Origin of the sequence: Planctomonas sp. JC2975, from assembly GCF_012985205.1 — a bacterium.
In the GTDB taxonomy this organism is placed as follows: domain Bacteria; phylum Actinomycetota; class Actinomycetes; order Actinomycetales; family Microbacteriaceae; genus Humibacter.
Window position 1 is genome coordinate 1,634,993 of record NZ_JABEKS010000001.1, and the last position, 20,221, is coordinate 1,655,213.

Genomic DNA, 20,221 nt, shown 5'->3' on the forward strand with positions numbered 1-20,221 from the left:
CTCTCGCGAGGGTACGGTGCAAGACAGCGGTGACACCGGCCGACGACCTGGTTCGTACGCCGGTGGCGACTCGCATCCACTCGCTTCGCGCGGCGCCGCGCACGGCCCAGCGCACAGCATCGAGAGTCCTTGCGCCGTCGGCGTACGAGAACGAAGGCGGACACATGAGCGACACGATCCTGTTCGAGGTCTCCGACGGCCTTGCGCACATCACCCTGAACCGTCCTGATCGGCTGAATGCCATCGACGACGTGGCCGCAAGACGCTGGCGCGACCTGGCGCACGAGGTGGCGGATCGCGACGACATCCGCGCGGTGCTGTTCGACGCCGCCGGCCCCGCCTTCTGCGCGGGCGGTGACGTCATGGCGATGGGTTCCATGGGCGGCGACGGCGACGCGGTCGCGGGCCACGCCGACGTCATCCACGAAGGGCATCGCGTCTTCGCCGAAACGCCGAAGCCGATCGTCGCCGCAGTGCAGGGCGTGGTCGCAGGCGGCGGCCTCGGCTTCATGCTGACGGCGGACTACATCGTGGCCAGCGACGCAGCGTCCTTCGTCTCGAAGTACGCCGACATCGGACTCACCCCCGACTGCGGTGTCAGCACGCTCCTGCCGCAGGCCATCGGCTCCCGGCGCGCACTGCAGTTGCTGCTCAGCGATCGCTCACTGACCGCAGCCGAGGCACTGGACTGGGGCCTCGTGGCAGAGGTGGTACCGGCCGACGAGCTCTCGGCGCGCGCCCGCGCCGTCGCCGACCGCTGGACCTCCGGCGCAACCGGTGCGTACGGCCAGGCCAAGCGGCTCGTGCGCAGCGGCCGCAACAGGGACTACGCGGCGTCGCTGGACGACGAGGCCCGCACGATCGGCGCGGCCTTCGAGACTCCGGAGGCCCGTGCCCGCATCGCAGCCTTCGCCGCGCGGTCCTCGCGCTGACGCATCCGCTCGGCCATCCGCCATCCCTGAGACGATCCGAGGAGACACCCACATGACGAACACGCTCGAGGGCCGCACGATCCTGATGTCCGGCGGCAGCCGGGGCATCGGCCTGGCCATCGCGGTGCGGGCCGCACGCGACGGTGCCAACGTGGCGCTGCTCGCGAAGACGGACACGCCGGATCCCCGGCTCCCGGGAACCATCCACACCGCGGCGGAGGAGATCCGCGCCGCAGGCGGGCGCGCACTCCCGATCGTCGGCGACGTGCGCAGCGACGAGGACATCGCCCGTGCTGTCGAAGCGACCGTCGCGGAGTTCGGCGGCATCGACATCGTCGTGAACAACGCGAGCGTCATCAACCTCTCTCGCACGCTCGACCTGGATCCGAAGCGCTACGACCTCATGCAGGACGTGAACGTGCGCGGCACGTTCATGCTGTCGCGTGCTGCGATCCCGCACCTGAAGAACGGGTTCAATCCGCACATCCTCTCGCTCAGCCCTCCGATCAACCTCGATCCGAAATGGCTCGGCGCCCACACCGGCTACACGCTCGCCAAATACGGCATGAGCATGGTCACACTCGGCCTCGCTGCGGAGTTCGCACGCGACGGCATCGCCGCCAATACGCTGTGGCCGCGCACGACCATCAAGACAGCGGCGGTCGGCAACATCCTGGGCGGCGAGCAGCTGCTGGCCAGGAGCCGCAGGCCCGAAATCTACGCGGATGCCGCACACGAGGTGCTCATCAAGCCCTCGCGCGACTACACGGGTCGCTCGCTCGTCGTCGAGGACGTGCTCGCCGATGCCGGCATCACCGATCTCGCGAAGTACTCCCCCGGCGTGCCGGAGAGCGACCTCTTCCCCGACATCTTCCTCTAAGCAGTACCGCTCCGCTGCGCAACGGATGCCCCACTCCTCTGGGAGCCGGGCATCCGTTTCGTCGTGTACTCGATGAATCGGGTCAGCGATCGGACGGATCGTCCCCGTTCTGGTCGTCGTCCGACTTCGACGACCGCGAGAAGCCCAGCGAGCCCAGCAGGCCGGACGAACCCGACGGCCTCGCCCAGCGTGACGACTTGGCCGGACGGGACGACGGGGCCGAGTCCTCGGAATCCGTCGAATCGGAGGATTCCGACGGCTCGGGAACGGCGGGCGTCTCTGTGGATGCCGACGCACCGAGACCCGGAGCCGACGACGCGCCGAGCCCCGACGTCGAGGCCGATGACGATGACGATGACGATGACGAACCGAGGCCTTGCGTCGCAGACGAGCCGAGCCAGCTGGCGCCGAAGTCGCCGAGCAGGCTGCCGGATCCGCCGGCAGTACTCGTGCCGACCTCACCGCTGATCTTGGCGGTCAGCGGGTTGAAATAGGACGCGCGCTGCTGCGGGGTCTGGGCCCGGCCGGTGACACCAGGGCGCTGCTGCCACGGCAGAGGACCGCTGGAGTGCCGGTACTCGACGCCGATCGCGTCCAGCCGCAGCAGGTGCTGGTCGAGACGGAAGAGGAAGTCGTCGTAGTCGCGCTCGCCGTCGAACCAGAGCGCTTCGGCGAGCGCGGACAGCCGCGGGAACGCGAAGTAGTCGACGGTGCGCGGCGAGTCCATGTGCTCGGTCCAGATGTTGCCCTGACCGCCGAGCACGTGAACGGCCTCTTCGGGTGTGAGCTCCTGTGGCACGGGGTCGAAGCGGTAGACATCCGAGATGGTCAGCACGGTGCCGACGGGGATCGGCTCTTCCGTGCGGTCCGACTGCCGGTAGTCGAGGTAGACCTGGTCGTCGGGACAGGAGACCACGTCGTGTCCGGCCTTGGCCGCGGCCACCGCTCCTGCCATGCCCCGCCACGACGCCACCGTCGCGCCGGTGCCGAGTTTCTTCGTGCCGCCCTCGAGAATCTCGTCCCAGCCGAACAGGCGACGCCCGCGACGGGAGAGGTGGTCGTCGAGACGACCGATGAACCAGGCCTGGAGCTCGTCTTCGTTGTCGAGCCCCAACTCCTCCTTGCGCCGCTGCGTGCGCTCGTCGAGACGCCATCCGTTCTTCGGGCACTCGTCGCCGCCCACGCCGATGAACGGCGACGGGAAGATCTCCATCACCTCGTCGAGCACGTCGGTGAAGAAGTCGACGGTGGACTCCTCGAGGTTGATGACGTTGTCGTCGATGCCCCACCGTGTCCACACGCCCAGCGATTCGCTCTCCTCGCGGGCGAGCCCCAGCTCCGGGTAGGCGGCGATGGCGGCCTGCGTGTGTCCGGGAGAGTCGATCTCCGGCACCACGTTGATGGCGCGATCCGTTGCGTACCCGACGATCTCGCGCAGGTCGTCCTGGGTGTAGAAACCGCCGTGCGGGCGGGAGTCGCCGCGAGAGTAGGAGGCTGCGCCCAGCTGGCTCTCGCGCCGCCAGGATCCGACCTCCGTGAGCTTCGGATACTTCTTCACCTCGACGCGCCAGCCCTGGTCGTCCGTGAGGTGCAGGTGCAGCGTGTTCAGCCGGTGCATCGCCATCAGGTCGATGAACCTGAGCACGTCGTGCTTGGGCATGAAGTGCCGCGCGACGTCGAGCATCGCGCCCCGCCAGCGGAACCGCGGCGCATCCTGGATGCTCACCACCGGCACCGTCCATGCCACGCCGAGCACGCGCCCCCTGCGATAGATCTGCGGGGGCAGCAGTTGCACCAGGGACTGGCATCCGTAGAAGACGCCGGCGGGTCCGCCGCCCGAGATGCGGATGTCGACCGGTGTCACCTCGAGCGTGTAGCCCTCGGGCTCCAGCTCCGGGTTCCATTCCAGGACGATCGCGCCGTTCGGTCCCGTCTCGACGGGGAACCCCGTTGCCGGACGCAGCGCGTTCTGCAGCCACGACGTCGCGCCCGCCAGTTCCGCAGGTGCCGTGATTCGAGTGATGCGGGAGAGTTCGAAGGCACCCTCTCCTATGGTGAGGGCGCTCGGACGCGGAAGCAGCATGGTCACTAGTTTTCCAGGTTTCTCATGGGGTCTGTGCCGTTCCTCAGGCTGACGGAGTCGGTGCCCGCACATAGTGTCGAAGGGATGGAAGCCGCAGCCGTCTCGATCCGACCGTGGACGGTCGACGATTACCCCGTGCTGGTGCGCAACGACGTGCCGGAGATGAACACGTACCTCGGCGGTTCGGAGGGCGAGGAGAGGCTGCTGAGGCGGCACGCGCTCTACCTGCGTGAACAGGCGGAGGGGGTTGCGCATCCGTTCACCGTGCACGTGGCCGGCGAGCACGAGCCGGTCGGCACCGTCGCGTACTGGGACACCGAGCACGACGGCGAGGCCGTCTACGAGTGCAGCTGGGCCATCGTTCCAGGGCAGCAGGGCAACGGGTACGCAGGAAAGGCCATCCGGCTCGCGCTGCTGCACGCAGCAGGACGACGGGATCGGCGCTTCGTCTACGCGTTCCCCCGCATCGACAACGGACCGTCGAATGGTCTTGCCTCCGCGGCCGGGTTCGAGTTGACCGGTGTCGAGGACTTCGAGTACCCGAAAGGCGTGCCGATCAAGGTCAACGCGTGGCGATTCGACCTGGCGACACTCGGCTAGCCCTCGCCGTCAGAGCGCCGCGGCGAACTCGCCTGCTCGCCGTCGGATGTCGTCCCAATCCGAAGCCGCCAGCGACTCCGCAGGCACCACCGAGGATCCCGCGGTGACCGCATACGAGCCCGCGTTGAGGAACGAACGCGCGTTCTCGGCCACGATGCCTCCTGATGCGATGAGTCGCGCCATCGGCATCGGCCCGAGCAGGTGCCGGAAATGATCGGGCCCCGCGGTCTGAGCCGGGAACACCTTCACGGCCCACACGCCGAGTGCCAGGGCCTGCATGATCTCGCTCGGCGTGAACGCGCCCATCATGAGTGGCACGGATGCCTCTGCCGCGATCTCCGCGATCTGCGGGCTGAGGCCTGGCGTCGCGATGAAGTGCGCGCCCGCGTCCAGCGCGCTGCGCGCCTGCGCCGGCGTGAGCACGCTGCCCGCACCGACGAGCGCACCTGTTTCGCGCGACGTTGCGCGGGCGATGTGCGTCTCGACGTCGGGCGTCGTGAACGTGAACTCGATCGCGTGGATGCCGCCCTCGACGAGCGTGTCGGCGAGAGCCGCGGCATCCGGGATCACGCTGGCGCGGATGAGCGCCATCGCCCGATCGCCGCCGATGATGTCGATCTCCGCCATGTCGTCTCCCTCTTGGAACGTCGCCACTGAACTTCGCCACTGCAACGTCGCTGCTGAAACGGTAGTCCGGACGGGCGGCAGGGTCGACCTCGCATCGCTCCGGCGTTCCGTTCGCGTCGATCAGGACGCCAGCACCGCCCTTGCCGCACCGATCTCGTCGCTCACCGGCTCCAGCAGCGGGTCCTCCGAGAGCGCGAGCATGCCGGGCGCCCTGCCCTCCCGGATCGCCGACGACAGGTCTGCGAGTGCAGCACCGAGTCCGGCGACGGCATCCGGATCGGCAACGGTGCGGGTCTGGGCTGCGCGGATGGCCGTCGAGGTGATGGCATCCGTCACCCGCTCCAGAGCGACGATCTCCGGCCACCAGGACGCAGCTGCCGTGCTGATCGGAGGGGGTTCCGCCAAGGTCTGCTGCACGAGCGTGCGCAGGTCGGACAGGCGACGATAGGTGGCGCGGCGGGCTGCGGAACGGTCCCGGGCATCCGGCTTCCGGGCCGCCGAGTCGTCGGCACCGCGCGGCGCGAGCGCGACGCCGAGGTACCAACCGACGTCGGCCGCGACCTCCGCGACCCGGCCGCCGAGATGTCTGGCCGACCGCCAGGTCGACGGCCACGGCAGATAGCCGAAGAGAATGACGATCGCGCTGCCGATGAGCGTGTCAGTGACCCGGCTCACGATGAGCCCCGTGTCGTCTCCGTGCGCGAGCTCCAGCAGGATGACGATCACCGGCGTGATGAAGATGGAGAAGAGGCCGTAGTTGCGGCGGATCGCGACGGGCATCCCACCGGCGAGAAGGGCGAGCGCAAGCACCTGCGGCCATCCGAGAGGGACGAACACGACGACGGCCGCGCCGATCAGCACGCCGACCACCGTGCCGACGCCGCGCTGCACGGCGCGCGCGAACACGGATCCGAAGTCCGGCTTCATGACGACGGCCACGGTGAGCGTGATCCAGTAGGGGCGCTCCAGCGGCAGAAGCACGCTGATCGCCTCCGCGACGGCGACGCACACCACCAGTCGCAGCACGGCGAACCAGGTCTCGCTGCCGCTCGTGAGGTGGTCGAGAGCCGTGCGCAGGCGATCGCGAGGACTCACGCGCGGCAGGCCGATGGTATCCGGCCGCTGGATCGCGACGGTCGTGGTGACGGGATCGTCGCCGGAGAGCAGCGAGCCAACGAGACGCAGCGATGACGCCAGCGCCGCCCTGCCAGGAGTGGTGCGGTCGGGCGGCGGCAGGACGGGTGGCGGGGCGGAGGGGTCCTCGATCGAACGCGCGATGGCGCGCAGTGCGTTCGGAACCGTCGGTGGCACGCGCTCGCCCTCGGTGACGACGGCCGTCACGGCCTCGACGACCGGCGTCGCGGCGTTCAACAGCGTCACGAGCGAGCGCCAGCGCGGATCCCGTCCGGCAAGGGTGGTGCGCGCGGAGACCATGAGGTCGAAAGCCTGGTTGAGCGCCGTCGTCACATCCCGACGGGCCGCGTCCGCCTCGGCGGAGCCTGCCGCGTCGAGCTGCGCCGCCACAGCCGAGTAGACGGATGCCACAGCCGCCCGCTCCGGAACCCGCGGGCGGCGATCCACGAGGATGGCGATGCCGGTCAGAGCCAGCCGCCACGCCGCCCCGCAGAGCAGCACGAGCGGCGCCAGCCAGAGCGGACGCAGGCCGAAGTCGATGCCGCTGCCGACAATGGCGTAGACCAGGAACTGCAGCGCCGCCTGGGACGCATTGGCACTGATCACGCCGGCGATCCCGGAGACCAGCGCCGCCAGCACCACGACGGCAACGGTGGCGACGTCGTTGCCGAGGGCCAGGGATCCCGCTGTCAGACCGATAGCGGCGAAGACCGCCGTGACGACGATGCGGCGAACCCGATCGACCGCAGGACCGCCGCGGTCCGAGATCGACGCGATGAGCGCCCCCATCGAGGTCAGCACGCCGAGGCCGAGGATGGCCGGGTCGCCCTGCATCACCGCAAGGGAGATTCCGACCGGAACAGCCACGGCGACGGCGGTGATGGCGGCGAGATCCCACGGGATGGCCGCTTTCCGGCCCCTGACGAGTTCACGGACCCAGGAGCTGGAGGGCGCTCCCGGGGGTGTCGACATGAGTCACACGGTACCCGCGCCCGACACGAGGCGGCGGATGGCGACGGACCGAGCGGAGAATTCCGAACGAGTCGCCGTCTCGTCGCGAGGCCGGATTACTGTCGCAGGATGCGGATCGTCGTTTCTGGAACTCATGCGAGCGGAAAGAGCACCCTGATCTCCGACTTCGCGCTCCGCCATCCGGACTTCGCCGTGCTGCCTGACCCGTTCGATCTCATCGATGAGACCTGGGACGGCCCGGGTCCGGCGATGTTCGCGGCGCAGCTTCGCGTGGCGGCGGATCGGCTCCGTTCCGACGAGTTCGAGGGGAACCTCATCGCGGAGCGTGGCCCGCTCGACTTCCTCGCGTATCTCCTGGCTCTCGAGGAGTTGACGGGATCCTCCGCCTCGTCGGATCGGCTCGAGCAGTGGACGTCGGTCACCAGAGAGGCGCTCAGCACCGTCGACCTGCTCGTGGTACTTCCGCTGACGACCTCCGACCCGATCGCGGTCGATCCTGAAGAGGGTCTGGAACTGCGCGACGCCATGAACGACATGCTGCTCGAGCTGATCGACGACCCCGATCTGATCGGCGGCCGGCCGCGAGTAGTCGAGATCGTCGGCGGCCGGAGCGAGCGTCTGTCGATGCTGGAGGCAGCCGTGGCAGAGGCGACGGACTGACCGCGTCACGACAACGCCCGGCCACTCACCCCCTGGATCGACCTACCCGGTCGCCTTGACCCGGTGCGCCGTCGCGCATCCGTACCGACATTCGCCGGTGTCGGCTCCGCACCCGCGGCTCACGCCAGCACCCGCTCCGCCACCAGCAGCCTGCGCTCCGCATCCAGGTCCGCCGCCACGTCCATCGGACGCGTGAGGGCAGCGGCCATCGCCGCCCCCCGCTTCCCGGCCCAGCCGGCGAGCCGCCGTGAAGGGCGCTCGACGAGCAGGTACATCCCGATCGCCAACGCGAAGCTGGTCAACAGGGCGAATGCGGCGCCGATCCACCACCGGGAGCCGGTGAAGTCGAGGCCGAAGAGCACGACGATCGGCGAGTGCACCAGGTAGAGGCTGAAGCTGATCGCGCCCAGAGCTGCGAAAGGTCGCGCCGCGAAGATGCGGCCGGCGGCCGGCCAGAACGCCACGGCGGCGACCAGCAGAAGCGCCCCCGGCACGCGCATGGCCATCGTCAGGTCGTAGCCCTCCCCATGGACGACGGGCCGAAGCAGCCACGAGCAGATCGACAGCAACGGACCCGAGACGAGGATCGCGACGAACACCGGCGTGGCCGCCCGATGGTCGCGGCTGCGCTCGACGAACGCACGAATCCGGTCGCCGTTCGCTCCCAGCAGCGATCCGAGCGCGAAGGCCGGCAGATACTGGGCCGCCTCGATGTGGGCGAGATATCCGTAGACGCTGATGCCGGTGAGGAGCGCACCGGAGGCCAGCGGCATCCGGCGGCTCCACAGCGCCAGCAGCACGACGAGCGGCAGCAGCAGCGAGAACCACATCTCCCAGGTGAGCGACCAGAGAGGTGGATTGACGGACGGATGACTGGGGTCGACGATCAGCAACGACTCCGTCCAGAGGTTGTGGGCGCTGGTGTCGGGATGTGCCTGCCTCGCCAGCCATGATCCGTCGCCTGCCCCTGACCGATGCGGGAACACGGTGATCACGACGCAGGCGAGCGCCATGGACGCGACCACGGGGATGCCGAGTCGGAGGATGCGCCGCGGGTAGTACCCCCACCAGTCGTAGCCGCTGCTCGCGTTCGGCGCCCCGGGATCCTCACGCGGTTGCGAACCCTTCGAGGCTGCGGTCGCCCCTGCCGCCGGCCGCGGCCGAGAACGAAGCTTCAGGGGCGGAAGTGCGAGAACGAACCCGCTGAGCACGAAGAACACGAGCACGAACTCCGGACCGGCGACGAACACCTTCAACGGCGTCGCCACCAGCCACCAGGCGAGCGAGAAGGGCACGAGGTTTGCGGGACTGTCGTATCCGTTCGACACCGACGGGATGGTCATCGACAGGTGGTGGAGCAGAACGATCGCCGCCGCAACACCCCGGAGACCGTCCAGGGACCGCAGCCTGACGTTGTGGTCGGCCACGGGCGGCCGATGCCCCGCATCGGTGCCAGTACGCGACGTCTCCGCTGCCGCGCTCGTTGCGCCATCGCGGGACCCGGAACGCGACTCGCCCGGGCTGCCGCCGCACGACTCCACGGGCCCTTCTGCAGGGTGTCGGACGGGTGTCCGAGCATGTTCGCGGGACGGCGCGGCCGATGATTTCGTTGCCGATCTCATCAAACCGACGCTATCCAGCCAACCTCCGTGTCCCCCGAACGCGGGCCATGCCCGCGTTCGTCAGCCCCTCCGCACCCGCAGCGTCACCACCTGGAACGGACGCAGCGCCAACCCGTTCGTCGCTGACTCGAACCCGTCCGGCGCGGCGAGTTCGTCCTCCAGCAGATCCGTCTGGACGACGGATGCCACGGAGAAGCCGAAGTGCACGGTCGCCGTCGTGCGGCGCCCCAGCGCCTCGTACACACGGACGATGACGTCGCCCGAGCGGTCCTCAGCAAGCTTCACGGCCTCGACGAGCACGCCGTCGCCCTCGATCGACACGAGCGGTTCGATGGGGGCAGCGGCCGTGCGCAGCGGGAGGTTCAGCGCATAGCCGGCAGCGATGGCATCCGCGATCTCCGCCCCGACCGTGAGTGAGGAGCGCACGACGTGCTCGCCCTGATCGGCTTCCGGATCCGGGAAGAGCGGCGCACGGAGCAGCGACTGCCGGACGAGGGTCAAGGTGCCGCCACCGCGACGCGTCCTCCGCGAGACGTCGTGCCCGTACATGGAGTCGTTGGCGACGGCCACCCCAAAGCCCGGCTCCCCCACGTGCACCCAGCGGTGCGCGGACGTCTCGAACCGGGCGGCGTCCCACGACGTGTTCTCGTGCGTCGGTCGGTGCACGTGTCCGAACTGCACTTCGCTCGCGGCACGGTCGGCCCGGACGTCGAGCGGGAACGCGAACTTCAGCATCGACTGGCGCTCGTGCCAGTCGACACTGGTGGTGATTTCGAGCGTTGCAGTGTCGGGCGCGAGCGCGAACTCCTGGTCGATGCCCGACGCGCCGAAGCGACGTGAGACCCGCACCGCGGCACGCGCCTCGTCGGCCTCGAGCGTCACATCGCCATCGAGGTCGTGCCCGTGCCTGCGGTAGAACTCGTCGACGTCCCACGCGTCCCACTTGGTCGGGGTGTCGCGGAAGAGCTGCAAGCCGGCCGACTCGCCCGGCGCGATCGCGTCGCGTCCGCTGCGCACGTCGACAGCCGAGACCACGCGTCCGCGTGCGTCGAGGACGAAGCGGGCCCGAGCGTTCTCCAGCACCACGGTGTCGCCGTCGCGGTGCACGGATGTCTGCGGTGCAGGATCCGGCGACCCTGCACCCAGCGCGGACACGCCGCGAACGGCGACCGGTGCGGCATTGACGAGGATCCCCGCCTCGGACGCCCCGCTGGGCGCGAGCGCCGTCAGCGCCTCGTCCACCAGTTCGCCGACGTGCTCTGCCACGACGGCGTAGTTGCGCTCCGCCTCGCGGTGCACCCACGCGATCGACGACCCGGGCAGGATGTCGTGGAACTGCTGCAGCAGCACCGTGCTCCACGCCGCGGCGAGCGCGTCGTACGGGTACTCGGCACCCGTGCGCACGGCCGCCGTCGCCGCCCACAGCTCTGCCTCGCGCAGCAGGTGCTCGCTTCGCCGGTTGCCCTGCTTCGTGCGCGCCTGCGACGTGTAGGTGCCGCGGTGCAGCTCCAAGTACAGCTCCCCCGACCAGACAGGCGGATGCTCGTACTCGGCTTTCGCCCGCGCGAAGAACGATTCCGGCGTGCCGAGTTCCACGGTCGGCGACCCGTCGAGCGAACGCGCCCTGCGTCCAGCCGCGATCATCTCGCGCGTCGGTCCGCCACCGCCGTCGCCGTGACCGAAGAGCGCCAGCGACGAGTTCGCCGCGCCCTTCTCGGCGTACTGCCGGTCGGACAGCGCCAGCTCGCCTTGCGACAGGTCGGAGTTGTACGTGTCCATCGGCGGGAAGTGCGTGAACATGCGCGTGCCGTCGATGCCCTCCCACAGGAAGGTGTGGTGCGGGAACCGGTCGGTGTCGTTCCACGAGATCTTCTGCGTGAGGAACTGTGCGATGCCGGCACCCGCCAGGAGCTGCGGCAGGGCTCCGGTGTATCCGAAGGAGTCGGGCAGCCATCCGGTGGTGGCGCGGATGCCGAACTCGCGCTGGAAGAATCCCTGACCGGCCACGAACTGCCGCACCATCGCCTCGCCGCCCACCATGTTGGTGTCGGACTCCACCCACATGCCGCCGACGGGCACGAACCTCCCCTCGGCGACGCGCACGCGGATGCGTTCGAACAGCTCCGGATAGAACTCCTTCACCCACGCGTACTGCTGGGCGGACGAGCAGGCGAACACGAAGTCCGGATCCCGGTCCATGAGTGCCAGCACGTTCGAGAAGGTGCGCGCGCACTTGCGGATCGTCTCCCGCGTCGGCCACAGCCACGCCGAGTCGATATGGGCGTGTCCGACCGCCGTGATGTGGTGCGCACTGGCGGCGGCCTCGACGGCGAGCACGCCTGCGAGCGCCTCGCGGCCGGTGGCGGCGCTTCCTGCGACGTCGTGCGGATCCATCTCGTCGCACATCCGCTCCAGGGCGCGCAGGATCTGCGCACCGCGGTTGGACGCCGCGGGCAGCTGGGCATGCAGCCCGAGGAGCGTGATGATGTCGCGCTCCAACTCCCATACGGTGACGTCGCGGAGTCCGAGGTCGATTCCGCGCAGAACATAAAGGGGAGCGGATCCCGCCGTCGCCTTGTCGCCCAACGGCGTCGGCTGCCAGTCCCAGGGGAATCCGACGTCGGGGTTCGAGGCGGCCTCGAGGTAGATGTCCACTTCGGAACCCGACGTGAAGGCATCGACGGGAACGGCCGTGTTGAACGGCTCTACCGCCTTCACGACCACTCCGTCAGGCGTGTAGATGAGTCCCTCTGCCTGGAAGCCCGGCTGCGCATTGGTGAACCCGAGGTCGACGACCAGCTCGGCCGCGAGCGCGGCCCCTTCGTCGTCACCTTCCGGCTCAGCGGATGCCGCATGCCAGGCATCCGGAACGGTTCCCGTCACGCGGAACCATGTGGTGCCCCACGGCTTCCCCCACAGTGCGCCGGGCGCAATGGGCACGAACGGATGCTCGACGGCCTCCGCGAACGGGACCGGCTCATCCGGCGCCTCCCATGCGGTCAGGCTCAGCGGGATGCGCTCCCGGTAGACGGCCGGCGTGATGCGCTCGGCGAGAAATCGGTTGATGCGCTCGAGGACGAGGCGCGAATCGTCGTGCACGTGGTGCTCCTAGGTGCGTCGGGGTGTGTGCGATTCGGTCGGGTGGTCGGGACGGGAACGGGATGCTCGACGTATTCAGTGAGTCATTCTCACCCCTTCACGGCCCCCGCCAGCGCCGACCCTCCACCGAGCGCCCGAGACGTGAAGACGTAGAGCGCGAGCACGGGAACCGAGTAGACGAGGGAGAAGGCGGCGAGCTTGCCGTAGGCGACGGCCCCGTACTGCCCGAAGAACGCGTAGATGCTCACGGCCGCAGGCTGCTTCTCCGGGCTGAGCAGGAGGACGAACGGGATGAAGAAGTTCCCCCACGCCTGCACGAACACGAAGATGAACACCACTGCGATGCCCGGTCGCATCAGCGGGACGACGACCCTGGTCAGCGTCGACATCATGGAGGCCCCGTCGGTCCAGGCCGCTTCCTCGAGGGTGACGGGCACGGAGTCCATGAAGTTCTTCATCATCCAGATGGCCATCGGCAGGCTCGTCGCCGACATGAAGAGGATGGTCCCCCACACGGAATCGAGCAGATTGAGCGAGACGAACAGGTTGTAGACCGGCACCATCATGGCGGTGATGGGAAGGCACGTTCCGAAGAGGATCCCGTACATGAACGGCTTGTTGATCCGCAGCCGGTAGCGCGACAGCGGGTAGGCGGCGAGCACCGCGACGACCACCGTGATGATGGCGCATCCCGCGGAGATCAGGGTGCTGTTCCAGAGCGGCACGTACGCCAGGCCGGGCGTGAGCACGGCAGCGAAGTTGTCGAAGGTGAACGGCGCGGGCCACTTCACGGTCAGGAGCGCCGAGCCGTCGAACGACGCGAGCAGGAGCCACGCGAGCGGCAGCGCGAAGCAGATGCCGATCACGACGAGCACGGTGTTCGAGACCCCGCGCAGCGCGCGGCCGGACGGCGCGGTCAAAGCGATCGCAGTGGTGCGCGACATGTCAGTCGACCTCCGGCTTGAGTGCGCGGATGTAGATGATCGAGAACACCGCGCCGATGATGAGCATGACCACCGCGATGGCGGTGCCGAGCCCGAGCTGCGAGAACTTGAAGGCCTCCTGGTACGCGAGCACGGGCAGTGTGGAACTGGCCGTTCCAGGGCCGCCGGCCGTCATCACGTAGATGAGACCGAACACGCTCAGCGTCTGCAGCGTGGTCAGCATGAGGTTGGTCGAGATGCTGCGTCGGATCATCGGCAGCGTGATGTAGATCAGCCGCTTGAATCCCCCGGCACCGTCGATCTCGGCGGACTCGGTGACCTCCTCGGGAACATCGCTGATCGCGGCCGAGTACACCATCATCGAGAACGCCGTTCCCCGCCAGACGTTCGCGAGGATCACGGCGAGCATCGGGAAGGTGTACAGCCAGTCGGGACCCTTGATGCCCACGATCCCGAGGATCTCGTTGAAGGTTCCGGTGCTGTTGAAGAACGCGTACGAGGCGAACGCGGCGACGACCTCCGGCAGAATCCAGGCGGTGATCACCAGGGTGCCGACGACGCCGCGCACCACCCGCTGGCCGTTGCGCATGAGCATCGCCAGCGCCAGTCCGAGCACGTTCTGTCCGATGATCGCGCTGCCGACGACGAACACGATGGTCAGTACGACCGATTGCCAGAAGCTCGGGTCCTGGACCAGCTGAATGTAGTTGTCGAGACCGACGAACGTGGTGTTCTGGGCGGCGGCGCCCGTGAGCGCCATGTCGGTGAAGGATCCGTAGAACGCCTCGATCACCGGTCCGGCGAGGAAGAGTGCGACGAGCACCATGGCCGGGATGAGCGGAACGGCCCGTCCGAACGAGCGACCGAAACGCCGCCGGCGGGGAGAGGATGCCCCTCCCCGCCGCGGAGTTCCCGTCGCCACCGATTGCGTGAGCGACGTCATCGGCCCGCTACTTGGTCGTCACGTTCTTAGCGCCGCCGACCACTCCGGGCAACGCCTGGTCGTACACCTTGGCTGCCTGTTCAGGAGTCTGCTGTCCCGTCATGACGGATTCCATCGCCACCTGGATGTTGTTCGACACCTGCGGGTACACCGTCGTCGCGGGACGGAAGTGCGTCGACTTGACCAAGCCCGAGAAGAACTTGTTCGTCGGATTCGCATTCACGTACTTCGAGTCGGCAGCGACATCCGACCGCACGGCGATCTGGGTGGCAGCGACGTCGTAGGCCAGCGAGTTGTCCTTGTTCAGTGCGAGCTTGATGAAGTTCCAGGCCGCCTGCTTGTTGGCGGACTTGGCGCCGAGCGCCAGCGTCCATCCGCCGGACATGCTCGTCGATCCCGGCGATGCGCCTTCCTGCGTCGGCATGGGCGTCTCGCCCATCACCGAGTTCCAGTCCGACCACGGCACGGCGCCGCCCTTGATCCAGTTGCTGGAAAGCCACGACCCGTCGAGGTCGATGCCCATCTTGCCCTGAGACAGCAGCTGAGGGACCTCATTGCCGAAGTTGGGGTCGAGCGCATTCTGCACTGTCGGCCCGAGGCCGCCCTGGTACACCTGCTTGATCACGTCGAGCGAGTCGGTGAATCCCTTCGATCCCGCGATCCACTTCTTGCTCGAGGCGTCGTAGAGCGTGTCCTTCGTGCCATAGAGGAGCATCTCGAAGCCCTGCATCGTCGAGCCCTCGCCTGCGCCCTTGCCCGAATAGACGTTCAGCGGCGTGACATCCGGCTCCGCCGACTTGATCTTCTTGGCCGCATCGAGCACCTGCTGCCACGATGTCGGCTGCCAAGGCACGTCGATGCCCGCCTTCTTCAGGACGTCCTTGTTGTACCAGAGCCCGCGCGTGTCGGTTCCCATGGAGATGCCGTAGAGCTTGCCGTCCTCCCCCTGGCCCGCCTGCTTGGCGTTGGCCGGGAACTGCGACCAGTCGCCCCACGACTTCACGTAACCGTCGAGGGGTGCCAGGTACCCGGCCGCGGCATCCGCCTTGATGAGGAAGGTGTCCTCGTACGACACGTCGGGAGCGGTGGACGCCGACTTGTTCATGAGCGACAGCTTCGTGTAGTAGTCGTTCTCCGCTGCCTGAATGGGAATGAGCTTCACCGTGTAGCCCTTGTTCGCCGCCTCGAACTGCTTGGCGACGGCCTTCATCTGGGTGTCCATCTGGGTGAAGTTCCCGAACTTCTGGTACGCGACCTTGATGACCTTGTCGCTTCCGCCGCCGCTCGACGAGCAGCCGGCCAGTGCTGCAGCGGCGACGACGCCGACGGCGAGCACGGAGAGGATCCGTTTCATGATGCTCCTTTGCCTCATGGTGCATGGATGCCCAGGCCTCACCCGCCAGGGCCAGACTTACTAAATCATTTGGATTTATTGCCGTCAAGGAGATTGTCGCCGCCGCGCCGAAGCGTCCGCCAGATCGTCAGCGTCGGATCAAGAGCCCGGCGGGCTTCGGCGTCAGCGCGTGATCGAGCACCAGGCACGCCGCGCCGATCGCGGTGACGTCCTCCCCGATCGCCGACTCGGTGAACGTGATCGGATGCGGCATCACCATGATCGGAGATCCGTTGACCAATGGCGGCACCGTCGCCAGCAGGTAGTCCCGCAGCGGGGCGAAGAAGGGGCCGCCGAACACCACATGGTCGACGTCGAGGGCGTTCACCAGGGTGACGAGCGACACTGCGGTGTCCTCCGCGACGGCCCTCAGCAGGGATGCTGCGCGCTCGTCGCTGGTGCGGGCATCCGCCAGTCGCGTGAAGGCCGCTCTCACCTCTGCGGTCGTCATCGACCTGGCGTCGCCGTCGAGGATGCCGCGCTCGATGGCGTCGGCCACCAGGAAGCGCGGAAGCACGGCGTCGCCGAGACGCCAGCGGCGATGACCCGGATCGCCTGGCTGGCCGCCGACCACCATGTTGCCGATGTCGCCAGCGTTGTTGGATGAACCGCGGACGACCTCGCCGTGCACCACGATCCCCGCGCCGACGCCTGTTCCGTAGTAGAAGAACAGCATGTTGTTGCGCTGCCCGTCGGTGTCCATCCAAAGCTCGGCGACCGCGGCGGCCGTCACGTCCTTCTCGAGCAGCACCGGCAGTCCGAGGCGCTCGGCGAGTTCGTCTCGCACTGGCACATTGCGCCATCCGGGCAGCAGCGGCGGATCCAGCACGACTCCCGTGTCGACGTCGACGGGCCCTGGCGCGGCGATCCCCAGGCCGATGATCCTCGACGGTTCGATTCCGGCCGTCGTGAGAAGGGTGGATGCCGCCCGCACGATGCGCTGCAGTGTCTTGGGCGCCGTGGCCGATAATGGCGTGGGAATGGTGCGATGCGCGACGACGGATCCCGCCAGATCGAGCAGCACGACGGTGATCACGGACGGATCGAGGTGCACCCCGAGAGCGAGCCTTCCGCGCGGCTGCAGCCGCAGGATCGTCCGCGGCTTCCCGACTCCGGTCGCCCGTGTGCCGTCCTCCACGATGAGCCCGTCGTCGATCAGACGACGAACGACGTTCGTCACGGTCTGCGCGGACAGGCCCGTGCTCGTCGCCACCTCGACGCGACTCACCCCGTCGGCGGAGCGACGAACGGCGTCCATGACGACCGCCTGGTTGTAGCCTCCGACGGCGGGAAGATTCGTGCCCGCCCGCATCGCACTCGTCCTCACTCGGCGACACCGCCGCTCGCTCGGTGTGCATGAGACTACCGTTCGCATCGGCGGAGCCGGCCACGGAGCGACGCCCCCGATCGGGGCCTTTGCATCCGGTTCCCTGCGAGCTCTGTCCCCTCGCCCGCCCGCCAGCTACCGTTGCAGGGTCGCGGCAGGGCGTCGGGCACAACGAGGAGGATCGCGTGACGACCGCACACCGCATCATCGGGCTGCTCGCCGCCGCAGCGATCGTCGTTCCGCTGTCCGGCTGCTCGGTCGTGAACGGGCTCAACCGGACGGTCGCGTGCTCGCGCCTGGCCGTCGCCGCCACGCAGTTGAAGGATGCTGAGGCGGACTTCTCCGCGGACGCGGCGGATCCGGCGGCCGCCGCAGCGACGGTCACCAAGGCCGAGGACGCGTTCGACTCGCAGATGAAGGACGTGCGGGATGCGGACGTGAAAACGAAGTCGGATGCCATCACCTCCGCCCTGAGAACGCTCGCCGCCGACCTGCAGAAGTCGGCCGACGACCCGGCATCCGCTGACGGTGCGAAGCTGAGCGCCGACAAGACCGCCCTGCTGGACGCCGCCGATCAGGCGAAATCGCTCTGCGAATGACGCGAGGGCGAGCCTCTTCGTGCACCCGGCTCGTTTCGACGCCGTCACGCCTGTCGGGTATCGTCTAAGCGAGACAATTTATCTTGACGTCAAGATTGATTCCGCCGATTTTCCGCCGATAGGAGCGTGCCCAGCGCGATGGCAAAGATCATCTACACCCACACCGATGAGGCGCCGCTTCTGGCGACGTACTCCTTCCTGCCCATCGTCTCCGCGTATGCGGAGAAGGCAGGCATCGAGTTCGAGACGCGCGACATCTCCGTCGCAGGGCGCATCCTCGCCCAGTTCGACCTCGCAGACGACGCCCTGACCGAGCTCGGCGAGCTCACCGGCTCCCCGGCGGCCAACATCGTCAAGCTGCCGAACATCTCCGCATCCATCCCGCAGCTGAAGGCCGCGATCAAGGAGCTGCAGGAGAAGGGCTACGACATCCCGGACTATCCGGACTCGCCGTCGAACGACGCAGAGGCCGAGATCCGCGCCAAGTACTTCAAGGTGATCGGATCCGTCGTGAACCCGGTGCTGCGCCAGGGCAACTCCGACCGCCGCGCACCGTTCTCGGTGAAGTCGTACGCGAAGAAGCACCCGCACGTGAACAAGGCGTTCGGCGAGGGATCCAAGACGTCCGTCGCGACGATGGGCGAGCACGACTTCAAGAGCAACGAGAAGTCCGTCACGCTCGCAGACGACGACACGCTCACGATCGTGCTCGAGACCGCGGACCGCGAGCAGAACGTGCTCCTCGAGTCGTTGCCCGTCAAGGCAGGCGAGGTCGTCGACGCGACGGTGATGTCCGCTGCGAACCTCGACGCGTTCCTGGCCAACGCGCTCGCCACGGCCAAGGCCGAGGACGTGCTCTTCTCCGTACACCTCAAGGCCACCATGATGAAGGTCTCCGACCCGATCATCTTCGGCCACGTCGTGCGCGCGTTCTTCGTCGACGTGTTCGCGAAGTACGGAACGGAGCTGAAGGCGGCCGGCCTCAGCGCGAACGACGGCCTTGGCGCCATCCTCGCCGGTCTTGACGCCCTGCCGAACGGTGCCGAGATCCGCGAGGCCTTCGACGCTGCACTCGCCGCTGGCCCGCGTCTCTCGTACGTCAACTCGGACAAGGGCATCACCAACCTGCACGTGCCGTCCGACGTGATCGTCGACGCCTCGATGCCGGCGCTCATCCGCAACGGCGGCAAGCTCTGGGACGGCGAGGGCGATGAGGCGGACACGCTCGCCGTCATCCCCGACTCCTCCTACGCCGGCGTCTACGCCACGGTCATCGAGGACGTGAAGAAGAACGGCCCGCTCGACCCCGCCACCATCGGCTCCGTCTCGAACGTCGGCCTCATGGCGCAGGCCGCCGAGGAGTACGGCTCGCACAACAAGACGTTCGAGATCCCGGTGGCCGGCACCGTCAAGGTTCTGAACCGGGCGGGCGACGTGCTGCTCGAGCACGAGGTCGAGCCCGGCGACATCTGGCGTGCCTGCCAGACCAAGGACATCCCGATCCGCGACTGGGTCAAGCTGGCCGTCGGCCGCGCTCGCGCCACGGGCACGCCCGCCATCTTCTGGCTGGACGAGACGCGGGCGCACGATGCGCAGATCATCCAGAAGGTGCGCACCTATCTCGCGGATTCCGATCTGGTCGGTGACGTGAGCGACCTCACGATCGACGTGCTCGCCCCCGAGCTGGCCACGGCCTACTCGCTGGAGCGCATGCGCAAGGGCGAGGACACCATTTCGGTGACCGGCAACGTGCTGCGCGACTACAACACCGACCTCTTCCCGATCCTGGAGCTGGGCACCTCGGCCAAGATGCTCTCGGTCGTGCCGCTCATCGCAGGCGGCGGCCTGTTCGAGACGGGCGCAGGCGGATCCGCTCCGAAGCACGTGCAGCAACTCGTGCAGGAGGACTACCTGCGCTGGGACTCGCTCGGCGAGTTCTTTGCTCTCGTGCCGTCGTTCGAGAAGTACGCGGACTTCGCCGGCGTGCCCGCCGCTCAGGTACTGGCGGACACGCTCGATCGGGCCACAGCGACGTTCCTCGACGAGGATCGCAGCCCCGGCCGCAAGCTCGGCACTCTCGACAACCGCGGTTCGCACTTCTACCTGGCCCTCTACTGGGCTCAGGAGCTCGCGAAGCAGACGGATGACGCCGCCCTCGCCGCCGTTTTCGCCCCGCTCGCCGAGGCGCTCACGTCGAACGAGCAGACCATCGTCGACGAGCTGATCGCCGTTCAGGGCAAGCCTGCCGACGTCGGCGGGTACTACCTGCCCGACCCGGCCAAGGCGAGTGCCGTGATGCGCCCGTCGGCCACGTTCAACGAGGCGCTCGCGGCGCTGTAGTTCGAGGCTCTGCCGGTCGCGTCGATCGGGTTCGCCCGGAGACGCGATAGAAAGCGCCAAGACCGA

15 protein-coding genes are annotated in these 20,221 nt (G+C 68.1%); 6 read left to right on the forward strand and 9 right to left on the reverse strand.

The genetic code is table 11. The features are described from left to right. The first annotated feature begins 164 nt into the window (after positions 1-164). Positions 165-932, forward strand: coding sequence for an enoyl-CoA hydratase/isomerase family protein (locus HII28_RS07585; RefSeq protein ID WP_170024842.1), 768 nt, complete (start codon positions 165-167; stop codon positions 930-932). A 52-nt stretch (positions 933-984) separates the two neighbouring features. Next, positions 985-1,812, forward strand: coding sequence for an NAD(P)-dependent oxidoreductase (locus HII28_RS07590; RefSeq protein WP_170024843.1), 828 nt, complete (start codon positions 985-987; stop codon positions 1,810-1,812). A gap of 82 nt (positions 1,813-1,894) precedes the next feature. On the opposite strand, the gene HII28_RS07595 is transcribed toward HII28_RS07590, so the two are convergent. Then, the gene (locus HII28_RS07595) at positions 1,895-3,895 is read right to left on the reverse strand and encodes a beta-N-acetylhexosaminidase (protein WP_205864598.1); all 2,001 of its coding nucleotides are present in this window, start codon (positions 3,893-3,895) and stop codon (positions 1,895-1,897) included. Positions 3,896-3,979: 84 nt separating this feature from the next. Between HII28_RS07595 and HII28_RS07600 the strand changes: the two genes are divergently transcribed. Continuing rightward, the gene (locus tag HII28_RS07600; protein WP_170024844.1) at positions 3,980-4,495 is read left to right on the forward strand and encodes a GNAT family protein; all 516 of its coding nucleotides are present in this window, start codon (positions 3,980-3,982) and stop codon (positions 4,493-4,495) included. A 9-nt stretch (positions 4,496-4,504) separates the two neighbouring features. Here the strand turns inward: HII28_RS07600 and HII28_RS07605 are convergent, their stop codons facing one another. Together HII28_RS07605 and HII28_RS07610 are read right to left on the reverse strand one after the other, a co-directional pair. Then, positions 4,505-5,122 carry a bifunctional 4-hydroxy-2-oxoglutarate aldolase/2-dehydro-3-deoxy-phosphogluconate aldolase gene (locus tag HII28_RS07605; protein ID WP_170024845.1) on the reverse strand — a complete coding sequence of 206 codons (618 nt, stop codon included), beginning with the start codon at positions 5,120-5,122 and terminating at the stop codon, positions 4,505-4,507. A gap of 120 nt (positions 5,123-5,242) precedes the next feature. Further along, on the reverse strand, positions 5,243-7,228 hold the full coding sequence (locus HII28_RS07610) for an FUSC family protein (protein WP_170024846.1): 1,986 nt from the start codon (positions 7,226-7,228) through the stop codon (positions 5,243-5,245). A 108-nt stretch (positions 7,229-7,336) separates the two neighbouring features. On the opposite strand from HII28_RS07610, the gene HII28_RS07615 reads away from it, so the two are divergent. Next, the gene (locus HII28_RS07615) at positions 7,337-7,888 is read left to right on the forward strand and encodes an AAA family ATPase (RefSeq protein WP_170024847.1); all 552 of its coding nucleotides are present in this window, start codon (positions 7,337-7,339) and stop codon (positions 7,886-7,888) included. 119 nt (positions 7,889-8,007) lie between these two features. Here HII28_RS07615 and HII28_RS07620 read toward each other — a convergent pair whose 3' ends face one another. The 6 genes from HII28_RS07620 to HII28_RS07645 all read right to left on the reverse strand — a co-directional run bounded on the left by HII28_RS07620 (position 8,008) and on the right by HII28_RS07645 (position 17,201). Continuing rightward, the gene (locus HII28_RS07620) at positions 8,008-9,315 is read right to left on the reverse strand and encodes an acyltransferase (protein WP_170024848.1); all 1,308 of its coding nucleotides are present in this window, start codon (positions 9,313-9,315) and stop codon (positions 8,008-8,010) included. Positions 9,316-9,570: 255 nt separating this feature from the next. Continuing rightward, entirely contained in the window at positions 9,571-12,609 is a 3,039-nt protein-coding gene (locus tag HII28_RS07625) for a glycoside hydrolase family 38 C-terminal domain-containing protein (RefSeq protein ID WP_170024849.1), read from the reverse strand. 89 nt (positions 12,610-12,698) lie between these two features. Next, positions 12,699-13,553, reverse strand: coding sequence for a carbohydrate ABC transporter permease (locus HII28_RS07630; RefSeq protein ID WP_170024850.1), 855 nt, complete (start codon positions 13,551-13,553; stop codon positions 12,699-12,701). A gap of 1 nt (position 13,554) precedes the next feature. Then, positions 13,555-14,379 (reverse strand): sugar ABC transporter permease, encoded by an 825-nt coding sequence (locus tag HII28_RS07635; protein WP_240977675.1) that lies wholly within the window; start codon positions 14,377-14,379, stop codon positions 13,555-13,557. 124 nt (positions 14,380-14,503) lie between these two features. Next, positions 14,504-15,850 (reverse strand): extracellular solute-binding protein, encoded by a 1,347-nt coding sequence (locus HII28_RS07640; RefSeq protein ID WP_170024852.1) that lies wholly within the window; start codon positions 15,848-15,850, stop codon positions 14,504-14,506. Positions 15,851-15,977: 127 nt separating this feature from the next. Continuing rightward, positions 15,978-17,201, reverse strand: coding sequence for an ROK family protein (locus HII28_RS07645; RefSeq protein ID WP_170024853.1), 1,224 nt, complete (start codon positions 17,199-17,201; stop codon positions 15,978-15,980). A gap of 200 nt (positions 17,202-17,401) precedes the next feature. Between HII28_RS07645 and HII28_RS07650 the strand changes: the two genes are divergently transcribed. Together HII28_RS07650 and HII28_RS07655 are read left to right on the forward strand one after the other, a co-directional pair. Beyond that, complete coding sequence (locus HII28_RS07650; protein ID WP_170024854.1) at positions 17,402-17,815, forward strand: hypothetical protein; 414 nt, start codon at positions 17,402-17,404, stop codon at positions 17,813-17,815. A gap of 138 nt (positions 17,816-17,953) precedes the next feature. Beyond that, positions 17,954-20,155 carry an NADP-dependent isocitrate dehydrogenase gene (locus HII28_RS07655; protein ID WP_170024855.1) on the forward strand — a complete coding sequence of 734 codons (2,202 nt, stop codon included), beginning with the start codon at positions 17,954-17,956 and terminating at the stop codon, positions 20,153-20,155. The last annotated feature ends 66 nt before the right edge of the window (positions 20,156-20,221 follow it).

Coding starts and splice junctions, on each gene's coding strand:
- HII28_RS07585 (WP_170024842.1), top strand. CDS start 165: ATGAGCGACACGATCCTGTTCGAGGTCTCCGACGGCCTTGCGCACATC.
- HII28_RS07590 (WP_170024843.1), top strand. CDS start 985: ATGACGAACACGCTCGAGGGCCGCACGATCCTGATGTCCGGCGGCAGC.
- HII28_RS07595 (WP_205864598.1), bottom strand. CDS start 3,895: ATGCTGCTTCCGCGTCCGAGCGCCCTCACCATAGGAGAGGGTGCCTTC.
- HII28_RS07600 (WP_170024844.1), top strand. CDS start 3,980: ATGGAAGCCGCAGCCGTCTCGATCCGACCGTGGACGGTCGACGATTAC.
- HII28_RS07605 (WP_170024845.1), bottom strand. CDS start 5,122: ATGGCGGAGATCGACATCATCGGCGGCGATCGGGCGATGGCGCTCATC.
- HII28_RS07610 (WP_170024846.1), bottom strand. CDS start 7,228: ATGTCGACACCCCCGGGAGCGCCCTCCAGCTCCTGGGTCCGTGAACTC.
- HII28_RS07615 (WP_170024847.1), top strand. CDS start 7,337: ATGCGGATCGTCGTTTCTGGAACTCATGCGAGCGGAAAGAGCACCCTG.
- HII28_RS07630 (WP_170024850.1), bottom strand. CDS start 13,553: ATGTCGCGCACCACTGCGATCGCTTTGACCGCGCCGTCCGGCCGCGCG.
- HII28_RS07635 (WP_240977675.1), bottom strand. CDS start 14,379: ATGGTGCTCGTCGCACTCTTCCTCGCCGGACCGGTGATCGAGGCGTTC.
- HII28_RS07640 (WP_170024852.1), bottom strand. CDS start 15,850: ATGAAACGGATCCTCTCCGTGCTCGCCGTCGGCGTCGTCGCCGCTGCA.
- HII28_RS07645 (WP_170024853.1), bottom strand. CDS start 17,201: ATGCGGGCGGGCACGAATCTTCCCGCCGTCGGAGGCTACAACCAGGCG.
- HII28_RS07655 (WP_170024855.1), top strand. CDS start 17,954: ATGGCAAAGATCATCTACACCCACACCGATGAGGCGCCGCTTCTGGCG.